15 protein-coding genes are annotated in these 16,690 nt (G+C 60.5%); 9 read left to right on the plus strand and 6 right to left on the minus strand.

Going from position 1 to position 16,690, the window contains the following annotated elements; genetic code table 11:
- Positions 1–14 precede the first annotated feature (14 nt).
- Entirely contained in the window at positions 15–560 is a 546-nt protein-coding gene (locus J2Y56_RS09990) for a cytochrome b (protein WP_007946915.1), read from the minus strand.
- Positions 557–1,642 carry a catalase family peroxidase gene (locus tag J2Y56_RS09995; RefSeq protein WP_007946914.1) on the minus strand — a complete coding sequence of 362 codons (1,086 nt, stop codon included), beginning with the start codon at positions 1,640–1,642 and terminating at the stop codon, positions 557–559. Before J2Y56_RS09995 ends, J2Y56_RS09990 begins: the two co-directional genes overlap by 4 nt.
- A 157-nt stretch (positions 1,643–1,799) precedes the next feature.
- On the opposite strand from J2Y56_RS09995, the gene J2Y56_RS10000 reads away from it, so the two are divergent.
- From J2Y56_RS10000 to J2Y56_RS10015, 4 genes are all read left to right on the plus strand, one after another.
- A complete protein-coding gene (locus tag J2Y56_RS10000; RefSeq protein ID WP_007946913.1) occupies positions 1,800–2,306 on the plus strand; it encodes a sigma-70 family RNA polymerase sigma factor in 507 nt (168 codons plus the stop codon).
- Positions 2,303–3,055, plus strand: a complete 753-nt coding sequence (locus J2Y56_RS10005; RefSeq protein WP_310335159.1) for an anti-sigma factor — start codon at positions 2,303–2,305, stop codon at positions 3,053–3,055. Before J2Y56_RS10000 ends, J2Y56_RS10005 begins: the two co-directional genes overlap by 4 nt.
- Positions 3,056–3,370: 315 nt before the next feature.
- Positions 3,371–4,501: a cell division protein ZapE gene (gene zapE, locus J2Y56_RS10010; protein ID WP_310349957.1), complete on the plus strand. Its 1,131-nt coding sequence runs from the start codon at positions 3,371–3,373 to the stop codon at positions 4,499–4,501.
- Positions 4,502–4,581: 80 nt separating this feature from the next.
- A complete protein-coding gene (locus J2Y56_RS10015) occupies positions 4,582–5,895 on the plus strand; it encodes a leucine-rich repeat-containing protein kinase family protein (RefSeq protein ID WP_310349958.1) in 1,314 nt (437 codons plus the stop codon).
- A gap of 126 nt (positions 5,896–6,021) precedes the next feature.
- Here the strand turns inward: J2Y56_RS10015 and J2Y56_RS10020 are convergent, their stop codons facing one another.
- Complete coding sequence (locus tag J2Y56_RS10020) at positions 6,022–6,729, minus strand: YebC/PmpR family DNA-binding transcriptional regulator (protein ID WP_007946909.1); 708 nt, start codon at positions 6,727–6,729, stop codon at positions 6,022–6,024.
- 233 nt (positions 6,730–6,962) lie between these two features.
- Here J2Y56_RS10020 and J2Y56_RS10025 point away from each other — a divergent pair, with 233 nt between their 5' ends.
- Positions 6,963–8,363 (plus strand): type VI secretion system tip protein TssI/VgrG, encoded by a 1,401-nt coding sequence (locus J2Y56_RS10025; protein WP_310349960.1) that lies wholly within the window; start codon positions 6,963–6,965, stop codon positions 8,361–8,363.
- Between the two features lie 23 nt (positions 8,364–8,386).
- Here the strand turns inward: J2Y56_RS10025 and J2Y56_RS10030 are convergent, their stop codons facing one another.
- Complete coding sequence (locus J2Y56_RS10030) at positions 8,387–9,244, minus strand: LysR substrate-binding domain-containing protein (RefSeq protein WP_310349962.1); 858 nt, start codon at positions 9,242–9,244, stop codon at positions 8,387–8,389.
- 109 nt (positions 9,245–9,353) lie between these two features.
- On the opposite strand from J2Y56_RS10030, the gene J2Y56_RS10035 reads away from it, so the two are divergent.
- The 3 genes from J2Y56_RS10035 (at position 9,354) to J2Y56_RS10045 (ending at position 12,222) form a co-directional block, all read left to right on the plus strand.
- Entirely contained in the window at positions 9,354–10,463 is a 1,110-nt protein-coding gene (locus J2Y56_RS10035) for a 2-aminoethylphosphonate--pyruvate transaminase (RefSeq protein WP_310349965.1), read from the plus strand.
- A gap of 196 nt (positions 10,464–10,659) precedes the next feature.
- Positions 10,660–11,487 carry a phosphonoacetaldehyde hydrolase gene (phnX, locus tag J2Y56_RS10040; RefSeq protein WP_007946904.1) on the plus strand — a complete coding sequence of 276 codons (828 nt, stop codon included), beginning with the start codon at positions 10,660–10,662 and terminating at the stop codon, positions 11,485–11,487.
- Positions 11,488–11,673: 186 nt separating this feature from the next.
- Positions 11,674–12,222, plus strand: a complete 549-nt coding sequence (locus J2Y56_RS10045; protein WP_007946902.1) for a cytochrome b — start codon at positions 11,674–11,676, stop codon at positions 12,220–12,222.
- 15 nt (positions 12,223–12,237) lie between these two features.
- On the opposite strand, the gene J2Y56_RS10050 is transcribed toward J2Y56_RS10045, so the two are convergent.
- Both J2Y56_RS10050 and J2Y56_RS10055 read right to left on the minus strand, forming a co-directional pair.
- On the minus strand, positions 12,238–13,155 hold the full coding sequence (locus J2Y56_RS10050) for a 1-aminocyclopropane-1-carboxylate deaminase/D-cysteine desulfhydrase (protein WP_007946900.1): 918 nt from the start codon (positions 13,153–13,155) through the stop codon (positions 12,238–12,240).
- A 153-nt stretch (positions 13,156–13,308) separates the two neighbouring features.
- The gene (locus J2Y56_RS10055) at positions 13,309–15,348 is read right to left on the minus strand and encodes an FAD-dependent oxidoreductase (RefSeq protein WP_007946899.1); all 2,040 of its coding nucleotides are present in this window, start codon (positions 15,346–15,348) and stop codon (positions 13,309–13,311) included.
- Positions 15,349–15,556: 208 nt separating this feature from the next.
- Between J2Y56_RS10055 and J2Y56_RS10060 the strand changes: the two genes are divergently transcribed.
- On the plus strand, positions 15,557–16,687 hold the full coding sequence (locus J2Y56_RS10060; RefSeq protein WP_007946898.1) for a carbon-nitrogen hydrolase family protein: 1,131 nt from the start codon (positions 15,557–15,559) through the stop codon (positions 16,685–16,687).
- The last annotated feature ends 3 nt before the right edge of the window (positions 16,688–16,690 follow it).

Genomic DNA, 16,690 nt, shown 5'->3' on the forward strand with positions numbered 1-16,690 from the left:
CAGCTACTACAAGGTCAGCCGCGATCCTTGCCGCGCAACATGCTGTCCAGCACCTCATCACGCCGCACCCAACCGTGAAACAACGCCGCCGCCAGGTGCAGCAGCACGGTGAGAAACAGCAGATACGCCAGATACCCATGCGCCTTGCGCAGGAACGCAAACACCTGCGCATTGGCCGGCAGGATCGAGGGCAACTGGAGCGAGTTGCTGATCATCACAGGGTCACCCGCTGCCGAAATCATGGCCCAGCCAAGCAACGGCAAAACCAACATCAAGACGTACAACAAAACGTGTGAGGCCTTGGCCGCCAGTGCCTGCCAGCTCGGCAGATCCGCCGGCAACGGTGGCTGTCGGGTGGAAAAGCGCACGAACAAACGCACAATCACCAGCAGCAAAATCGCAACGCCCAAAGGCTTGTGCAGATTGAGTAACCACTCATGGCGCTCGGACACCGAGGCCACCATTCCCGCGCCGATAAACAGCATCGCAATGATCATCAGCGCCATCAGCCAATGCAGCAGCCGCGCCAACGGCGCGAAATGGTTCGGTTGAGCGCTCATTGTTGAGCCTCCTGTTTAGCGGCACTCAACTGACTGACTTCACTGGTGCGGCGCAAGTAGGAATTGGCGTAACCGGCTGAGCGTGCAGCGAGCAACGGGTCGTCGGAACCTTCAATGCCGCTGGGTAGCACGAGCGGATCGTAGTTGATGTCGCGGCACTCGCCATTGAGTTGTGGCTGGGTGCGTTCAAGGACCAAAGTGCCGGCGTTCAGCACTTTGCGACCGCTTGGCCAGGCCTTGCTGGCGTCGTTGACCGGATCCTCCGGGTTTGCCAGCGTGATCTGCAACTGCCAGCGCAGCGGCCCGGCTGACAGGCGCTGAACCAGATCTTTCTCAAGAAAATCACTGCCCTCAGGCGCTGTGGCACCCGCCGCATCCTGCGCCACTGGCACCATGTTCCAACGCACTGCCTGGCGTTGACCGGCGGCGTTCACCAGGTAGAACGCGTTGACGCTGTTGTACGTCTCTGTCGCGTAGCTGGCCGACGGCTTGGCGGTTTTGATCCAGGCCAGAAACGGCGCAGATTCGGGATGAGCACCGAAGAATGCCGGGACCGCCGCCGGGTTGGGTTTACCGGTGGCCGGATCCGGCGACTGGGCTTGCTGCAACTGATAAAACGCCTCAGGGGTGCCCACGGGGAATACCGGCATGCTGTTCATCCCGGTGCGCCACTGTTGACCGTTGGCCTGGGTGAAACGCAACGCCATGCTGCGGATCGGCACGGCGCTGTCGGGTGCGTAAGGATTGCCGGGGGGTAAAGCGAATCGCCCGACCACCGGGGTCTTGGCGTCGCTGAACACCTGCGCACTGGAATAGCTGCGGGCCTCAGCGGTGCTTTCGAAATACCCGATCACGCACACACCTTTGGCGTGATTACGGCGGAAACCCGGGTGTACGCCGTTGTTCTTTTCCAGCACGTTGATCAGCGCTTTCGGCGTCAGGCGCTGTGGGTCGAGTGTGCCATTGACGTAGGCAAAGGCACCGGCCAGCGCGGCGACCACGACCGCAATGCCAGTCAAACGCAGTGTCAGGCTTGCGGCACTCAGCGGTGGCCGGGTGGGCGGTGATGAGCGATCTACCATGAATAACTCCAGGGCCGTCGGCCACAAGTGAGAAGAATCAAGCAGACGTACCCCACTGCGCTTTATTCCATCGCCCGGTGTTTATTTTTGCAGGCGTGGAATAACCTCATATGCCGGGCGTCTTCCTAGTCCCAGCGTAGTGACTAGCCAGAACTTCATGAACGATATCGACGAACAACTCAGAGAAATCATTCCCAGGCTGCGGCGTTTCGCGGGTTCGCTGACGCGCAATCCCAGCAGCGCCGACGATCTGGTGCAGTCGAGCCTGGAGCGAGCGCTGTCGAGTTGGGCTGACAAACGCCCCGGGGGCGACTTGCGCGCCTGGTTGTTTTCGATTCTGTACCGGCAGTTTCTCGATGCCCACCGTCGCACCCGGCGTTATGCGCGAATGCTCGAATTCTTTACCGGCCGCGACGACGCACAGCCGTCGGTCGAACGCACGGTGATTGCCCAATCGACGCTGCAAGCCTTCGATCAACTCACCACCGAACAGCGCGCGCTGCTGCTTTGGGTGTCGGTGGAAGGTTTGAGTTATAAAGAGGTCGCCGAGATTCTCGACGTCCCGACCGGCACCGTGATGTCCCGCCTGTCCCGCGCCCGCCAGGCCTTGCGCCAACTCAGCGACGGCGAAATCACCAGCCCTTCTTTGCGGATACTCAAATGATCAGCATGCCCCCGAGCGAGCGTGACCTGCACGCTTACGTCGATCACCAACTTGACGACGCCGACCGACGTCTGGTGAAAACCTACCTGGAAAACAACCCTGAAGCAGCCGCGCAAGTACGCGCCTGGCAGCAGGACGCTCAACAATTGCGCGCAGCACTGAGCGGTGCCCTGCAACAACCGGTCAATCAGGAGCTTGACCCGGCACTGATTCGCCAACGCCTTAAACACCAGTCCCACCGTCATCTGGCCAGTGCGGCGGTGCTGTTGATCGCTGTCAGCGTCGGTGGATTGAGCGGCTGGCAAGCGCGTGAGATGACCCTGCCCGGCGCCCCGCCGCCGATGACCGATGCCATGCAGGCTTATCGCCTGATCGCCCAGCAAGGCATCTTGCCGGCCGACTACAAGGTCAACGCCGACGGTGACATGCAGGGCTGGCTGGACCGTTATTTCACCCGCGCCAATCGTCTCCCCGACTTGTCAGGCGCAGGCTTCAAACCGGTCAGCGGCCGTTTGCTCAGCACCGAACAAGGGCCGGCGGCGATGGTGGTTTACGAGGATCAGGGCGGGCACAAGATCAGTTTCTACGTGCGCCCACCAGGACCGAAAAACTACTTGCTGCCACGGGGCAGCCGCAGCGATGGCGAGTTGCAGGCCGAGTACTGGTCTGGCAGCGGCTACAACTATGCGATGGTCAGCCCGAGTGACACGCCGGCGGCGCAGATGCTCAAGCAAACCGCACAGTTCTGACCACACCGCTGATCCCATTGCGGGGGCGGTTTTGTGATTGACGCCCCCTGTGGGAGCCAGCCTGCTGGCGATGACGGTGGCACATTCAAAGTTGATGTTAGCTGACACTCCGCTATCGCTAGCAGGCTCGCTTCCACAACGGAATCAGCGATCATTCCGAAATGTGTTCAGCTTTGCCCTGACACCTGCGAAGGCCGGCGGTCTGTTCAATCCCGCTTCACCCGTCGACAGGACTGGAAGAGAAATTACCCAACTGGTTACACTACGCCGCCGCTGCTCGGGGAGCCGGCCTGACGACTACGGATTGACATGACAATGGCCGCTCGACCGCCCAAACGTTCGCGACTGACACCACGCTGGCTTTCCTTGCGCGGCCTTTTCGGCAAGGCGCTTGCGGAACCGGCCAGCGGCGTGGCGGCGGGCAAAGTCGTCCACGAATACTTCCACCAAAAGTCCCATGCCCAGGGCTACACCCTCAGCCACAGTCAGTTGCGGGTGATCGACTGCATGGCGCAGCACGCCACCGCCCTGCTCGGCGAGTCGGCGAAAACCCTACCCGGTCTTTACCTGCATGGTGCGGTTGGACGCGGCAAGAGCTGGTTGCTCGACGGCTTCTTCCAGGCGATCCCGATCGAAAAAAAACAGCGGCTGCACTTCCATGAATTCTTTGCCCGACTGCATCAGGGCATGTTCACCCATCGCGATCAACCCAATGCGCTGGAAGTCACCCTTGATGAATTGCTGAGCGATTGCCGGGTGCTGTGTTTCGACGAGTTTCACGTCCATGACATCGGCGACGCGATGCTCATCACGCGCTTGTTCAAGGCGCTGTTCCGTCGCGGTATTCTGCTGCTGGTGACGTCCAATTATCCACCAGAGGGCCTGTTACCCAACCCGCTCTACCACGCACGCTTCAAACCCGTTATCGAGCTGATCCACGCCCGCATGCACGTGATGGAAGTCGGCGGCCCGCATGACTACCGCAGTCAGGTCAGAACCCATGCGCAGCAGGTGTTTACGCAAGGCCGGTATGTCTGGCCGGGTAGCGTGACGCAACGCCAGGCGTTGAACCTGCCCGAAGGCAACACCCCGCCATTGCAGCTGCCGGTCGGTACCCGGCATTTTCATGCGCGGCACTGCGCAGAACGGACCGTCGGATTCACCTTTGCCGATCTGTGTGATCACCCCACGGCAGTCATGGATTACCTGGAGCTGTGTAGGCGCTTCGATCACTGGATCATCGACGAACTGCCTGACCTGGCCGACTGCTCCATTGCCGCGCAGCAGCGTTTTATCAATTTGATCGACGTTTTATACGATCAGGACAAGCACCTGACGTTGCTCGGCCCACACCCATTGCGTGAAAGCCTGGGCGGCGATGCCATCGATCTGGCGCGTACACGCAGCCGTTTGGGGCAGTTGCAGGAAGTGCGCGCACCGGCCTGACAGGCGAGCCTGCTTTACCGCTATCATGTCGCCCACTTCCAGGCCCCTGCGCCTTCCCTTGATCAAAAGCGAACTCGCCCATGGATACCCTCGCCCAACTGCGTGCCGGTCAATTGACTGGCATCACCCGCCTGGACCTGGCCTGCGGCCTGACAGAATTTCCCCGGGAAATCTTCGACTTGGCAGACTCGCTGGAAGTGCTCAACCTCAGCGGCAACTCCTTGAGCAGCCTGCCGGATGACCTGCATCGCCTGACCCGTTTGCGCGTACTTTTTTGCTCCGAAAACCTGTTCACAGAACTGCCAGCATGCCTGGGCCAATGCGCTGCGCTGACGATGATCGGCTTCAAGGCCAATGCTATCGAATCCGTCCCTGGCGCCGCGCTGCCGCCGTTGCTGCGCTGGTTGATTCTGACCGATAACCGCATCACGCAACTGCCCACCGAACTGGGCGACCGACCGTACCTGCAAAAACTCATGCTCGCCGGCAACCGCTTGCAGCGCCTGCCCCGCAGCCTCAGTCAGTGCCATCGACTTGAGCTGATTCGCATCGCTGCCAATCAACTCAGTGAACTGCCCGAATGGCTGCTGGCCTTGCCCAGCCTGACCTGGCTGGCGTACGCCGGTAACCCGCTGGAAAACGAAGCCGATGCGGCGGCGCTGGAAGCCACAGCCCGGATTCCATGGGACCAATTGCGTCTGGAGCAGCAACTGGGCGAAGGCGCTTCGGGAGTGATTCACCGGGCCACATGGGATCAACCGGAGCACCCGGCCATACCGGTCGCGGTCAAGCTCTACAAGGGCGAAATGACCAGCGACGGCTCCCCCCTGCACGAGATGAACGCCTGCATCACCGCCGGCCTTCACCCTAACCTGATCCGGGTCGAAGGCCGAATCGTCGATCATCCCGAGCAGCAATCCGGGCTGGTCATGCAACTGATCGATTCGAGTTATCGCAACCTGGCCGCGCTGCCGAGCCTGGCCTCCTGCACCCGCGACATCTACACCGATGACACCCGTTTCAGCGCGGGCGTGGCATTGCGCATCGCCCATGGCGTCGCCTCGGTGGCCAGGCACTTGCACCGCCAAGGCATCACCCACGGCGACCTCTATGGCCACAATATCCTGTGGAATGAACACGGTGATTGCCTGCTGGGCGATTTTGGCGCGGCGTCTTTCCACGCCACCTGCGACAGCCCGGAAAGCCGAGCGCTGCAACGGATCGAGGTGCGGGCCTTTGGTGTGTTGCTGGGGGAACTGCTGGAACGCATCGACTCGGGGTTGAGCGATATCGCGCGTGAAGAGCTGGAAGTGTTGCAAGAGCGCTGCTGTCAGCCTGAGGTGCTGAAGCGACCGGGGTTTAGCGAGATTGTGCGGGAACTTCAAGATAGGTGACCGCTTCGCGGTCATTCGTCGGAACGCCGCCCGGAGCAAGCCCGCTCCCACACTGGATCTGTGTACGACGAAGATCCAATGTGGGAGCGAGCCTGCTCGCGATAGCGGTATTACTGAATAAACAAATTACCCAGCCAGACCCACAAACATATCCTGCACATCATCATGGTTGTCGAGGCCTTCCAGGAACGCTTCGACTTCAGCCATTTGCTCGTCGCTCAACCCGGTGACCGGGTTCTTAGGCTGGTAGCCCAGTTTCGCCGACAACACGGTAAACCCTTGCTCAGGCAGTGCTTTTTGCACCGCATCCAGATCCGCAGGCTCGGTCAGGAACAAGGTCGTGCCCTCTTCTTCACCCGGCTCGAAATCCTGGGCGCCGGCTTCAATCGCGGCCATTTCCGGATCGGCGTCCGGGCTGTCCGGAGACGCCTCGATCATGCCGACATGGTTAAAGTCCCAAGCCACCGAACCGGAAGCGCCCAACTGGCCCTTGCGGAATGCCACGCGGATTTCAGCCACGGTGCGGTTGATATTGTCGGTCACGCATTCAACGATCAGCGGCACCTGATGCGGTGCGAAGCCTTCGTAAGTCACGCGATGGTATTGCACGGTTTCGCCCAACAGACCCGCGCCTTTCTTGATCGCGCGATCCAGAGTTTCCTTGGGCATCGAGGCCTTTTTGGCCTGTTCAACCACAAGTCGCAGGTGTGCGTTGGTGGCGGTATCGGCGCCGTTGCGCGCAGCAATGGTGATTTCTTTCACCAGTTTGCCGAAAATCTTGCCTTTGGCGTTGGATGCCGCTTCTTTGTGTTTAACCTTCCACTGTGCGCCCATTACTCACTCTCTTGATCTGTGGCGCCGAGACATCTATTGGCCGACGCGTTGCGCAAGTTTATACGGCCTAAAGTTGGCAATCGACCAAAAAATGCGGACTGAATGACCGGCATCACGGATCGACTTTTTCGCCAGTACTCGTAGGGCGATTCTGAAACGCCGATTTGCGGTGACTATTGAGCGGCGTGGTTTCGTACCCTTCGCGTCCGTACTCCATGGCAGAAGCGCGTTCGATGCACAACGACAAGGAAAGTCTCTACACCCTGACCCTCCTCGACAGCGGATTGAGCCTGCAGGTATTGCAGTTCAGTGGCACTGAAGGCCTGAACCAGCCCTATCGATTCGACATTGAAGTCATTGGCCTGGCACCGGCGATGAACCTCGACCCCGTGCTGCAACAACCGGCCTTTCTCACCCTTGGAGATCACAGTGTCATTCACGGCATTGTTCACAGCGCCAGCCGTGAACATCGCGGCCTGCATCGCATCGGCTACCACCTGGTGCTGGTGCCTTACGTTAAAAACCTCGACCGCCACCGTTGCCGTCGGGTCTTTCATCGCCTCAGCGTGCCGGCCATCCTGCGTCAATTGTTTGAGGAACATGCACTGCCCGAGGCCAGCTATCGCCTGGAACTGTCCGACGTGCACTACCCGCCCCGGCCGTTTTGCATTCAATACGAAGAGACCGACCTGACGTTGATGCAGCGGCTCTGCGAAGAAGAAGGCATCCACTATCACTTCGAACATCAGCGTGACGGGCATGTCCTGGTGCTGGCCGATGACACCCAGAAATTCCCCGAAGACTCGCTCTTGCTGCCCTTTCAGTCCGAGCCCCGTGACGAGAATTTTCTGCCGGTCTTCCACGAGCTGTTCCAGCGGCATAATGCGCGCGCCCAACCCGAACGTCGAATCGCCCACAATCGCGGCACTAAAGCCACCGGTGATGGTGCAGCCAACCACACCTTCTCCAGAACATCCGCTTCGATTGCTCGCCCCACCCCCGAGCAGGCACACCGCGAGCAGCTCAATCGCCGGGAACTGGAGCGTTTGCGCTGCCAGCATCGACAGATTGAAGGCCAAAGCAATCAAGCTGACTTGCGCAGTGGAAGCATCGTACAAGTGGCGGAGAATCCACTGTCAGGCTTCAACGATCAGTGGCTGATCACCAACGTCCAACACCAGGGGCAACAGCCGTCAATCCTCGCCGACCAACGCCCACGGCGCTACAGCAATCAGTTCACCGCCATTCCCTGGTCAACGGAATTCAGGCCCGCGCGCTCACAGCCCCGGCCGAGCATTCCGGGCTATCAGATCGCGCTAGTGCTGGGTACGGTCGGGCAACCGGCAGCGTTGGATGAGCAAAATCGAATACAGGTGCGGCTGTGGCCAACGCGGGAAGACGACGCCGATGAATCCTCCGGCCTATGGCTTCCCGTGGCCCTTGCCACGGCGGATGGTCGGATTGATCCCTCCCGGCTGCCCCTCGCCGGTACTGAGGTGCTCATCAGCTTTCTCGACAGTGACCCGGATCGCCCGGTGTTATGCGCCACCGCAGGCAACCCGATCAAGCCTCTTGCCGCTTACCCGTCACGCCGCGACGGTCGTTTGCTGCTCGATTGGCTGATCAATCGCTAGATGCATGCCACAGGGAATCAACCTCACACTGGCGCCAAATCAAAAAACGCCTGTATCAGGCGCAAATCCCGCCGTCGCTCCATGCACCCGATCATGTGCCGGTTAACCAACCCCTCACCCACGATCGGCACCGCCGCCACCCGTGGGTCATGGCTGACCTCCACCGACGACACCACACCAACCCCCAGCTCAGCCGCCACGGCCTCGGTCACCGCTTCACGACTGTCCAGCTCCAGCAACACCCGTGGATTGACCCTGGCCTGATTGCAGGCTTGATCGAACGTGCGCCGGGTAATCGAACTCGGCTCACGCATCACCATGATCACCTGATCCAGTTCCTTGAGCTTCACGCTGTTTGCCTTGGCCCAAGGATGATTTACAGGCACCAACGCACACATCCGCGACTCGCTCAGCGCCTGCAAATGCAGGCCTTTGCGCGGTTCAACCTCGGTCAGCACCGCCACATCGGCATGCTCGGACAATAACGCCGCCAGGGTTTCCTGGGCATTGCCCAGCCGCAGGTTCACGGTGATGCCCGGATAACGCGCCCGCAGGCTGGCCAACATCGGCATCACCAGGTGCGGACCGTCTGCCGCCACTTCCAGGCGCCCGGTCAGCAGCTGCCGGTTCGCTTCGAGCATTACCTGCGCCTCTTCCGCCAGGCCGAACATGGCCCGGGTGATCGCGGCCAGTTTGGTGCCCTCGTCCGTCAGCTCCACACGTCGTGCATTACGGCGCAACAAAGTGATTTGGTAGCGCTCCTCCAAGGACTTGATGTGCCCGGTCACCGCCGGCTGGCTGATGAACAACCGTGCGGCGGCGCGGGTGAAGCTGCCTTCGCGGGCCACAGCATCAAAGGCGCGAAGCTGGAACAGGTTCATGAATAACTCTCACTGATGGCTGGCATAACAACAAACAATTTGATTGATAGCACGGCAAATTGCAATTTATGCCCCGTAACTTCATCCCATCGATTGCGAGGACACGAGAATGAGCACTGCCGACCCCATCCTGCTCACCCCCGGACCACTGACCACCTCGGCCCGCACTCGCCAGGCGATGATGGTCGACTGGGGTTCATGGGATGACCGCTTCAACCAACTGACGGCCAGCCTGTGCGAACAATTGCTGGCCATCCTCAACGGCGGTGACAGCCACCACTGTGTGCCCCTGCAAGGTAGCGGCACGTTCGCGGTCGAAGCGGCCATCGGCACGCTGGTGCCCCGCGACGGCAAAGTGCTGGTGCTGATCAACGGCGCCTATGGCAAACGCCTGGCGAAGATTTGCGAAGTGCTGGGTCGGTCCTTCAGCACCTTCGAAACCGCTGAAGACGAACCGACCACCGCCGCGGACGTCGACCGCCTGCTGCACGCTGACCCCAGCCTTACTCACGTCGCACTGATTCACTGCGAAACCAGCACCGGCATCCTCAACCCGCTGGCGGAAATCGCCGACGTCATTGCCCGACACGGCAAACGCCTGATCATCGACGCCATGAGTTCCTTTGGCGCCCTGCCGATTGATGCGCAACAGGTGCCGTTCGACGCCCTGATCGCCGCATCGGGCAAATGCCTGGAAGGCGTGCCGGGGATGGGGTTCGTTTTCGCTCGCAAAGAATCCCTGGCCAACGCCGCCGGCAACTCGCACTCGCTGGCAATGGACCTGTTCGACCAACACACCTACCTGGCCAAGACCGGCCAATGGCGCTTCACCCCGCCGACCCATGTGGTCGCGGCGCTGCACGAGGCCCTGCTGCAATACCACGAAGAAGGTGGCTTGCCGGCGCGGCATCAACGCTACGCCGACAACTGCAACGTGCTGCTCGATGAGATGGCCAAACTCGGCCTGCGCAGCTTCCTGCCCGCCGCGATCCAGGCGCCGATCATCGTCACGTTCCACGCCCCGAAACACCCGCGTTACCAGTTCAAGGAATTCTACGAACGGGTCAAGGCTAAGGGCTTCATCCTCTACCCCGGCAAATTGACCCAGGTTGAAACCTTCCGTGTCGGCTGCATTGGCCACGTCAACCAGGCCCAGATGCACGCGGCGGTGGCCGCAGTCGCCGACGTACTGCGCGAGATGGAAGTCTTCGAACTCTGATTCACAACAATCTGCGTAGCAGCTGTCGAGCCTGCGAGGCTGCGTTCGACTGCGAAGCAGTCGTAAATTCAGGCGCCGCGGTCTTTCAGGAAAACACTGTGTAAAGGGTTTACGACTGCTTCGCAGTCGAACGCAGCCTCGCAGGCTCGGCAGCTGCTACACGGATCTTCATTTTTCCAAATACAGGATTTGAGACATGAACTACGCAAACCCAACCCAACTGCAAGCCGCCATCCTCGACTGGGCCGGCACCGTCGTCGACTTCGGTTCCTTCGCACCCACCCGGATTTTTGTCGAAGCCTTCGCCGAGTTCGACGTCCAGGTCTCCATCGAAGAAGCCCGCGGGCCGATGGGCATGGGCAAGTGGGACCACATCCGCACCCTGTGCGATCAACCGCAAGTCGCTGAGCGTTATCGCGCCGTGTTCGGCCGCGCACCGACCGATGAGGATGTCACGGCCATCTACCAACGCTTCATGCCGCTGCAAATCGAAAAAATCGCCGAACACTCGGCGCTGATTCCCGGTGCACTGGACACCATCGCCCACTTGCGCCAGCAAGGGATCAAGATCGGTTCCTGTTCCGGCTACCCGAAACAGGTGATGGACAAAGTGGTCGAGCTGGCCGCCGCCAACGGCTACGTCGCCGACCACGTGGTCGCCACCGATGAAGTCCCCAACGGTCGCCCATGGCCGGCTCAGGCCCTGGCCAACGTCATTGCGCTGGGCATCGACGATGTCGCTGCCTGCGTGAAGATCGACGACACCGTGCCGGGCATTCTCGAAGGTCGTCGTGCCGGCATGTGGACCGTGGCGCTGATCTGTTCAGGTAACGCGCTGGGCCTGAACTACGAAGAGTATCTCGCCCTGGGCAGCGATCAACTGGCCGGCGAACGCAAGCGTATCCATGCCATGTTCAACGGCTCGCGGCCGCATTACATGATCGACACCCTCACTGATTTGCCGCAGGTGATCGTCGACATCAACAAGCGCCTGGCCAAGGGGGAGATGCCGCAGAGCAGTTGAATCTGCGATTTGCCGTTTATAAAAGCGCCAGTTCTTTGCGGAACTGGCGCTTTTTTTGGCCGATCACTTGATCCAGAGCGTTGCAACGACGATTAGCCACAGGCAAATCCCTCAAAGCGCATTACAGTTAAGGAACACCGTCGGACAGGAGCGGTGGCTTTAGACCCGGCCTGTGAGGAACACCGTATGCCATGGAAGAATTCGGAATCACGCTACAGCACCGTATCGATCACGCTGCATTGGGTGATGCTGGTCTTGCTGGCGCTGGTTTACGCCAGCATCGAGTTTCGTGGGCTCTTTCCTAAAGGCAGTGGCGGCCGAACGCTGATCGTCGAATCGCACTTCATGCTGGGCCTGACCGTGTTCGTGCTGGTCTGGCTGCGGTTATTCGCCCGCAGCCTGGGCCCCGCACCGCAGATTTTCCCCGCCTCACCGCCGTGGCAAACCACGCTCGCGAAGTTGATGCACTGGGCGTTGTACATTTTCATGATCGCGATGCCGATTCTGGGGTGGCTGGTGACCAGCGCCAAGGGTAATCAAGTGATGTTTTACGGCTTTGACCTGCCGATGCTGGTAGCGGAAGACAAAGCGCTGGCCAAGCAGATTCAGGACTGGCATGAACTCGGTGGCACCATCGGCTACTGGCTGATCGGCTTGCACGCCGTGGCCGGGATCTATCACCACTATGTGGTGCGGGATAACACCTTGTTGCGGATGATGCCTAAACGCAAATGAGCGCCGAGCGTGTGCTTATCGAAACCCCCGCAATCCTTGCAAGCCTCCGGTATGAATAAAGATCAGCCGCGTGCCCTTTTTGAATGCTCCGGCCTCGATTTGCTGCTTGAGCATCAGCAGCGCTTTGCCGGTGTACAACGGCTCCAGAGGCAAACCGCTGACGTGTCCGGTTTGATCGATGAAGTCGAGTAACGGCTGATCGACTTTGGCAAAGCCGCCTCGACTGGCGTCCAGCAGTTGGTAGTTGTGCTGGCTCACACCCGCTTCTTTCAGGATCGACTCGACCTGTTGCGCAACGCCGTGATCGTCGGGCACCGCCATTGCGCCGTACACCATGCGCTCGCCGTCCTCGGCCAGCACCAGGCCGGCCAGAGTGGTGCCGGTTCCGCAGGCCAACCACCAGCCGTCGTGGCCGCCCCACCCCAGACAACCCGGTTGGTCGTCGACCATTGCCTTCAATCGCATGCAGCCGCTTGCTCCTCGCAGGCCGCCGCCCCCTTCGGGCACCGGATGCAGATCGGGGTATTGCGCCTGCCAGGGTTGCCAGAAACCCGCTTCATGCCGCGCCCGGTAACCGCCATAACCCAACCAATGCAATTGCATGCCGAATGCCTGCAAGTCCTTCACCGTCGGGGTTTCCTGCGGATGACCGCGCAACAGGCCGACGGTGCGGAAACCGAAGCGTTTGCCGGCGGCGGCCAATGCGTGCAGATGATTGGAGTGCGCACCGCCCAGGCTGATGATGCCGTTGGCACCGGCGAGGTCGGCTGCGTGCAAGTGCTCGATGAGCTTGAACCACTTGTTGCCACTGATCAGCGGGTCGATCTGGTCGAGGCGCAAAGTGGCGACTTCGATACCGGCGGTGGTGAGCCAGTCGAGCTTGAGGGGTTCGAGGGGGGCCTGGGGTAGCCAGTCGTTGGGAGGGAGGAGCATCGATGCCAGCTCTGGGTAAAGAGCTGGCATTCTAGTCGCTCTAAGGACGCCTTCGCGAGCAAGCCCGCTCCCACACTCGATCTATGTCGCACTGAAGATCAAATGTGGGAGCGAGCCTGCTCGCGATAGCCATTGGCACGCTAGACCTGTTGATTACAACTCAGCGGCCAACCGCGACCCTTGGTTGATCGCGCGCTTGGCATCGAGCTCTGCCGCCACGTCCGCGCCACCAATCAAATGCACGTTCTGCCCCGCCGCCACCAAACCGTCCTGCAACTCACGCAGCGGATCCTGCCCGGCGCAGATCACGATGTTGTCCACCGGCAGCACTTGCGGCTCGCCAGTTTCGCCAATACGAATGTGCAGGCCTTCGTCGTCGATCTTCAGGTACTCGACGCTGTTAAGCATCTGCACCTGCTTGTTCTTCAGCCCGGTGCGGTGAATCCAGCCGGTGGTTTTACCGAGGCCGTCGCCGACCTTGGATTTTTTGCGTTGCAGCAGGAATACCTCACGAGCAGGTGCATGCGGCTCAGCCTTGATCCCCGCGACACCGCCGCGCGCTTCCAGGTGAGTATCGATGCCCCACTCCTTCCAGAACGCTTCGCGGTCCTGACTGGTGGCCACGCCCTGGTGAACGAGGAATTCCGACACGTCGAAACCGATACCGCCGGCGCCGATGACCGCGACACGCTTGCCCACCGGTTTGCGCTCAAGGATCACGTCGAGATAACTCAACACCTTGGCGTTTTCAACGCCGGGTATCGCCGGGGTTCTTGGCGCGATGCCGGTGGCGAGAATGATCTCGTCGTAACCTCCCTCGACCAATTGCGCCACGTCAACGCGGGTGTTCAGGCACACCTCGACGTTGGTGGTCTGCAATTTACGATTGAAATAACGCAGGGTTTCAAAGAACTCTTCCTTGCCCGGTACGCGCTTGGCGACGTTGAACTGACCGCCGATTTCACTGGCCGAATCAAACAGCGTTACTTGATGCCCGCGCTCGGCAGCCACCGTCGCAGCGGAAAGCCCCGCAGGACCGGCACCGACCACGGCGATTTTCTTGATCTGCTGCACCGGCAGGTAATTGAGCTCGGTTTCATGGCAAGCGCGCGGATTGACCAGGCAACTAGTCAATTTGCCGCCGAAGGTGTGATCCAGGCATGCCTGGTTGCAACCGATGCAGGTGTTGATTTCGTCGGCACGGCCTTCAGCGGCCTTGTTGACGAATTCCGGGTCGGCGAGGAACGGACGCGCCATGGACACCATGTCGGCATCGCCTTCAGCCAGAATCTGTTCGGCCACTTCCGGGGTGTTGATGCGGTTGGTGGTGATCAGCGGAATGCTCACCGAGCCACGCAGCTTGGCAGTGACTTTGCTGAACGCCGCACGCGGCACTTTGGTGGCGATGGTCGGAATCCGCGCTTCGTGCCAGCCAATACCGGTGTTGATGATCGTTGCACCGGCCTGTTCGATGGCCTTGGCCAGGGTGACGATTTCTTCCCAGGTGCTGCCGCCTTCGACGAGGTCGAGCATCGACAGGCGGAAGATAATGATGAAGTTCGGACCCACTGCTTCACGCACGCGGCGGACGATTTCCACCGGCAGGCGCATACGGTTTTCATAGCTGCCGCCCCAACGGTCGGTGCGGTGGTTGGTATGGGCCGCGAGGAACTGGTTAATGAAATAACCTTCGGAACCCATGATCTCGACGCCGTCATACTCGGCCTGTTGCGCCAGAGTCGAACAGGTGACGAAATCGCTGATTTGTTTCTCGATGCCTTCCTCGTCCAGCTCTTTGGGCTTGAACGGGTTGATCGGCGCCTGGATGGCGCTCGGCGCGACCTGCTTCGGGCTGTAGGCATAACGCCCGGCGTGGAGGATCTGCATGCAGATCTTGCCACCCGCCTCGTGCACGGCGCGAGTCACGATCTGGTGCTTGAAGGCTTCTTCCTCGGTGGTCAGTTTGGCCGCCCCGGAATACACCCCGCCTTCATCGTTAGGTCCGATGCCGCCTGTGACCATCAGGCCAACGCCACCGCGCGCTCGCTCGGCAAAGTACGCCGCCATGCGTTCGAAACCGCCGGGTTTTTCCTCAAGACCGGTGTGCATCGAGCCCATCAGGGTGCGATTGCGCAGCGTAGTAAAACCCAGGTTCAGCGGGGCCAACAGGTGCGGGTAATGAGCGGCGGCCATTTGTAACTCCACATCGAGCGTTCACGGAAAAAGTGCAGGAGCTCTTTGGCTCCCATCAGTCATGCTCGACAGGTTAAGAGTCGCGCTCCTGTCACTCAATGACCGAAACTGACAACTTATTGATCCAAATGTGCACGCCCCCTTGGCAAGTGCGCGCATGGGCCCTACCCTAGTCGCGAATCCTGCACACGGCCGTTGACCGCTCCCCATGCGCAAACTTCTGTACCTGACCTTTTCCATGGCAATCATTGCCGGCCTGACCACCTACGCCATGTGGGCATCGGACCGTCCGGTGGGCCACTACTTGTCGGACCTGCGCATCAACCTCGCCGTCGATCAAGGCACACCCGCTGATCGCGGCAACCTGCTGGGCATCCAGCCCGAGCTGTTCCCGACCGACTATCAAAGCCCCGAGCGTTTGCACCGCAAACTCGCCGCCTATTTGCAGCAGGCCCGGGACCATGGCCTGCTGAATGACAAGACCATCGTCGTGCTGCCCGAGCATGTCGGCACCTGGCTGATGGTCAGCGGTGAGAAAGATGAGCTGTACCAGGCCACGACCATCAAGGAAGCCATGAACTGGCTCGCGGTGAGCAATCCCTTGCAGTTCGTTCGCGCGCTGATCAGCGCCGAGGGCGGCAGTCGCCTGGACGATGCCCATTTGCGGATGAAAGCCAAAGGCATGGCCAAGAGTTACCAGGCACTGTTCGGCGGGCTGGCGAAGGAATTTGACGTGACGGTGGTGGCGGGCACCATCGTGCTTCCGGAGCCCAGCGTCATCGACGGCCGGCTGAACATCGGGCGCGGCGCGCTGTACAACAGCAGCGTGATCTTTGGTCGCGATGGCTTGCCGATTGGCCAGCCGCAACGCCAGCTGCATCCCGTGTTCGAGAAGCCTGACGACACCAATACCAAGGGCCAACAGACACTCAACGTCATCGATACACCCGCCGGACGCTTGGGCGTTTTGATCGGCAGTGACAGCTGGTACCCGGAGAATTACCGCAAGCTCGACGATCAGGGTGTGCAACTGGTGGCAGTGCCAGCGTTCGTCGTCGGACGTGACACCTGGGATAAACCGTGGCGGGGATACCGGGGATTGCCGCCCCCCCAATCCGTCAGCCTCAAGCCCGGTGAACTCAGTGAAGGTCAGGCCTGGCATCGCCTGACATTGACCGCGCAACCGCCAGGCAGCCAGGCCATCGCCGGTATGAGCGTGTTCCTGCGCGGCCAGTTCTGGGATCAAGGCAGCGCCGGGCAAAGTTTTCTCAACAACAACGGTCACCAGTTCGCTGACGGCAACGCCCGTGGCGCGCGGCTGCTGAACCTCTGGTTGTAACCC

The organism is Pseudomonas sp. BE134 (genome assembly GCF_031456105.1).
Taxonomy (GTDB): domain Bacteria; phylum Pseudomonadota; class Gammaproteobacteria; order Pseudomonadales; family Pseudomonadaceae; genus Aquipseudomonas.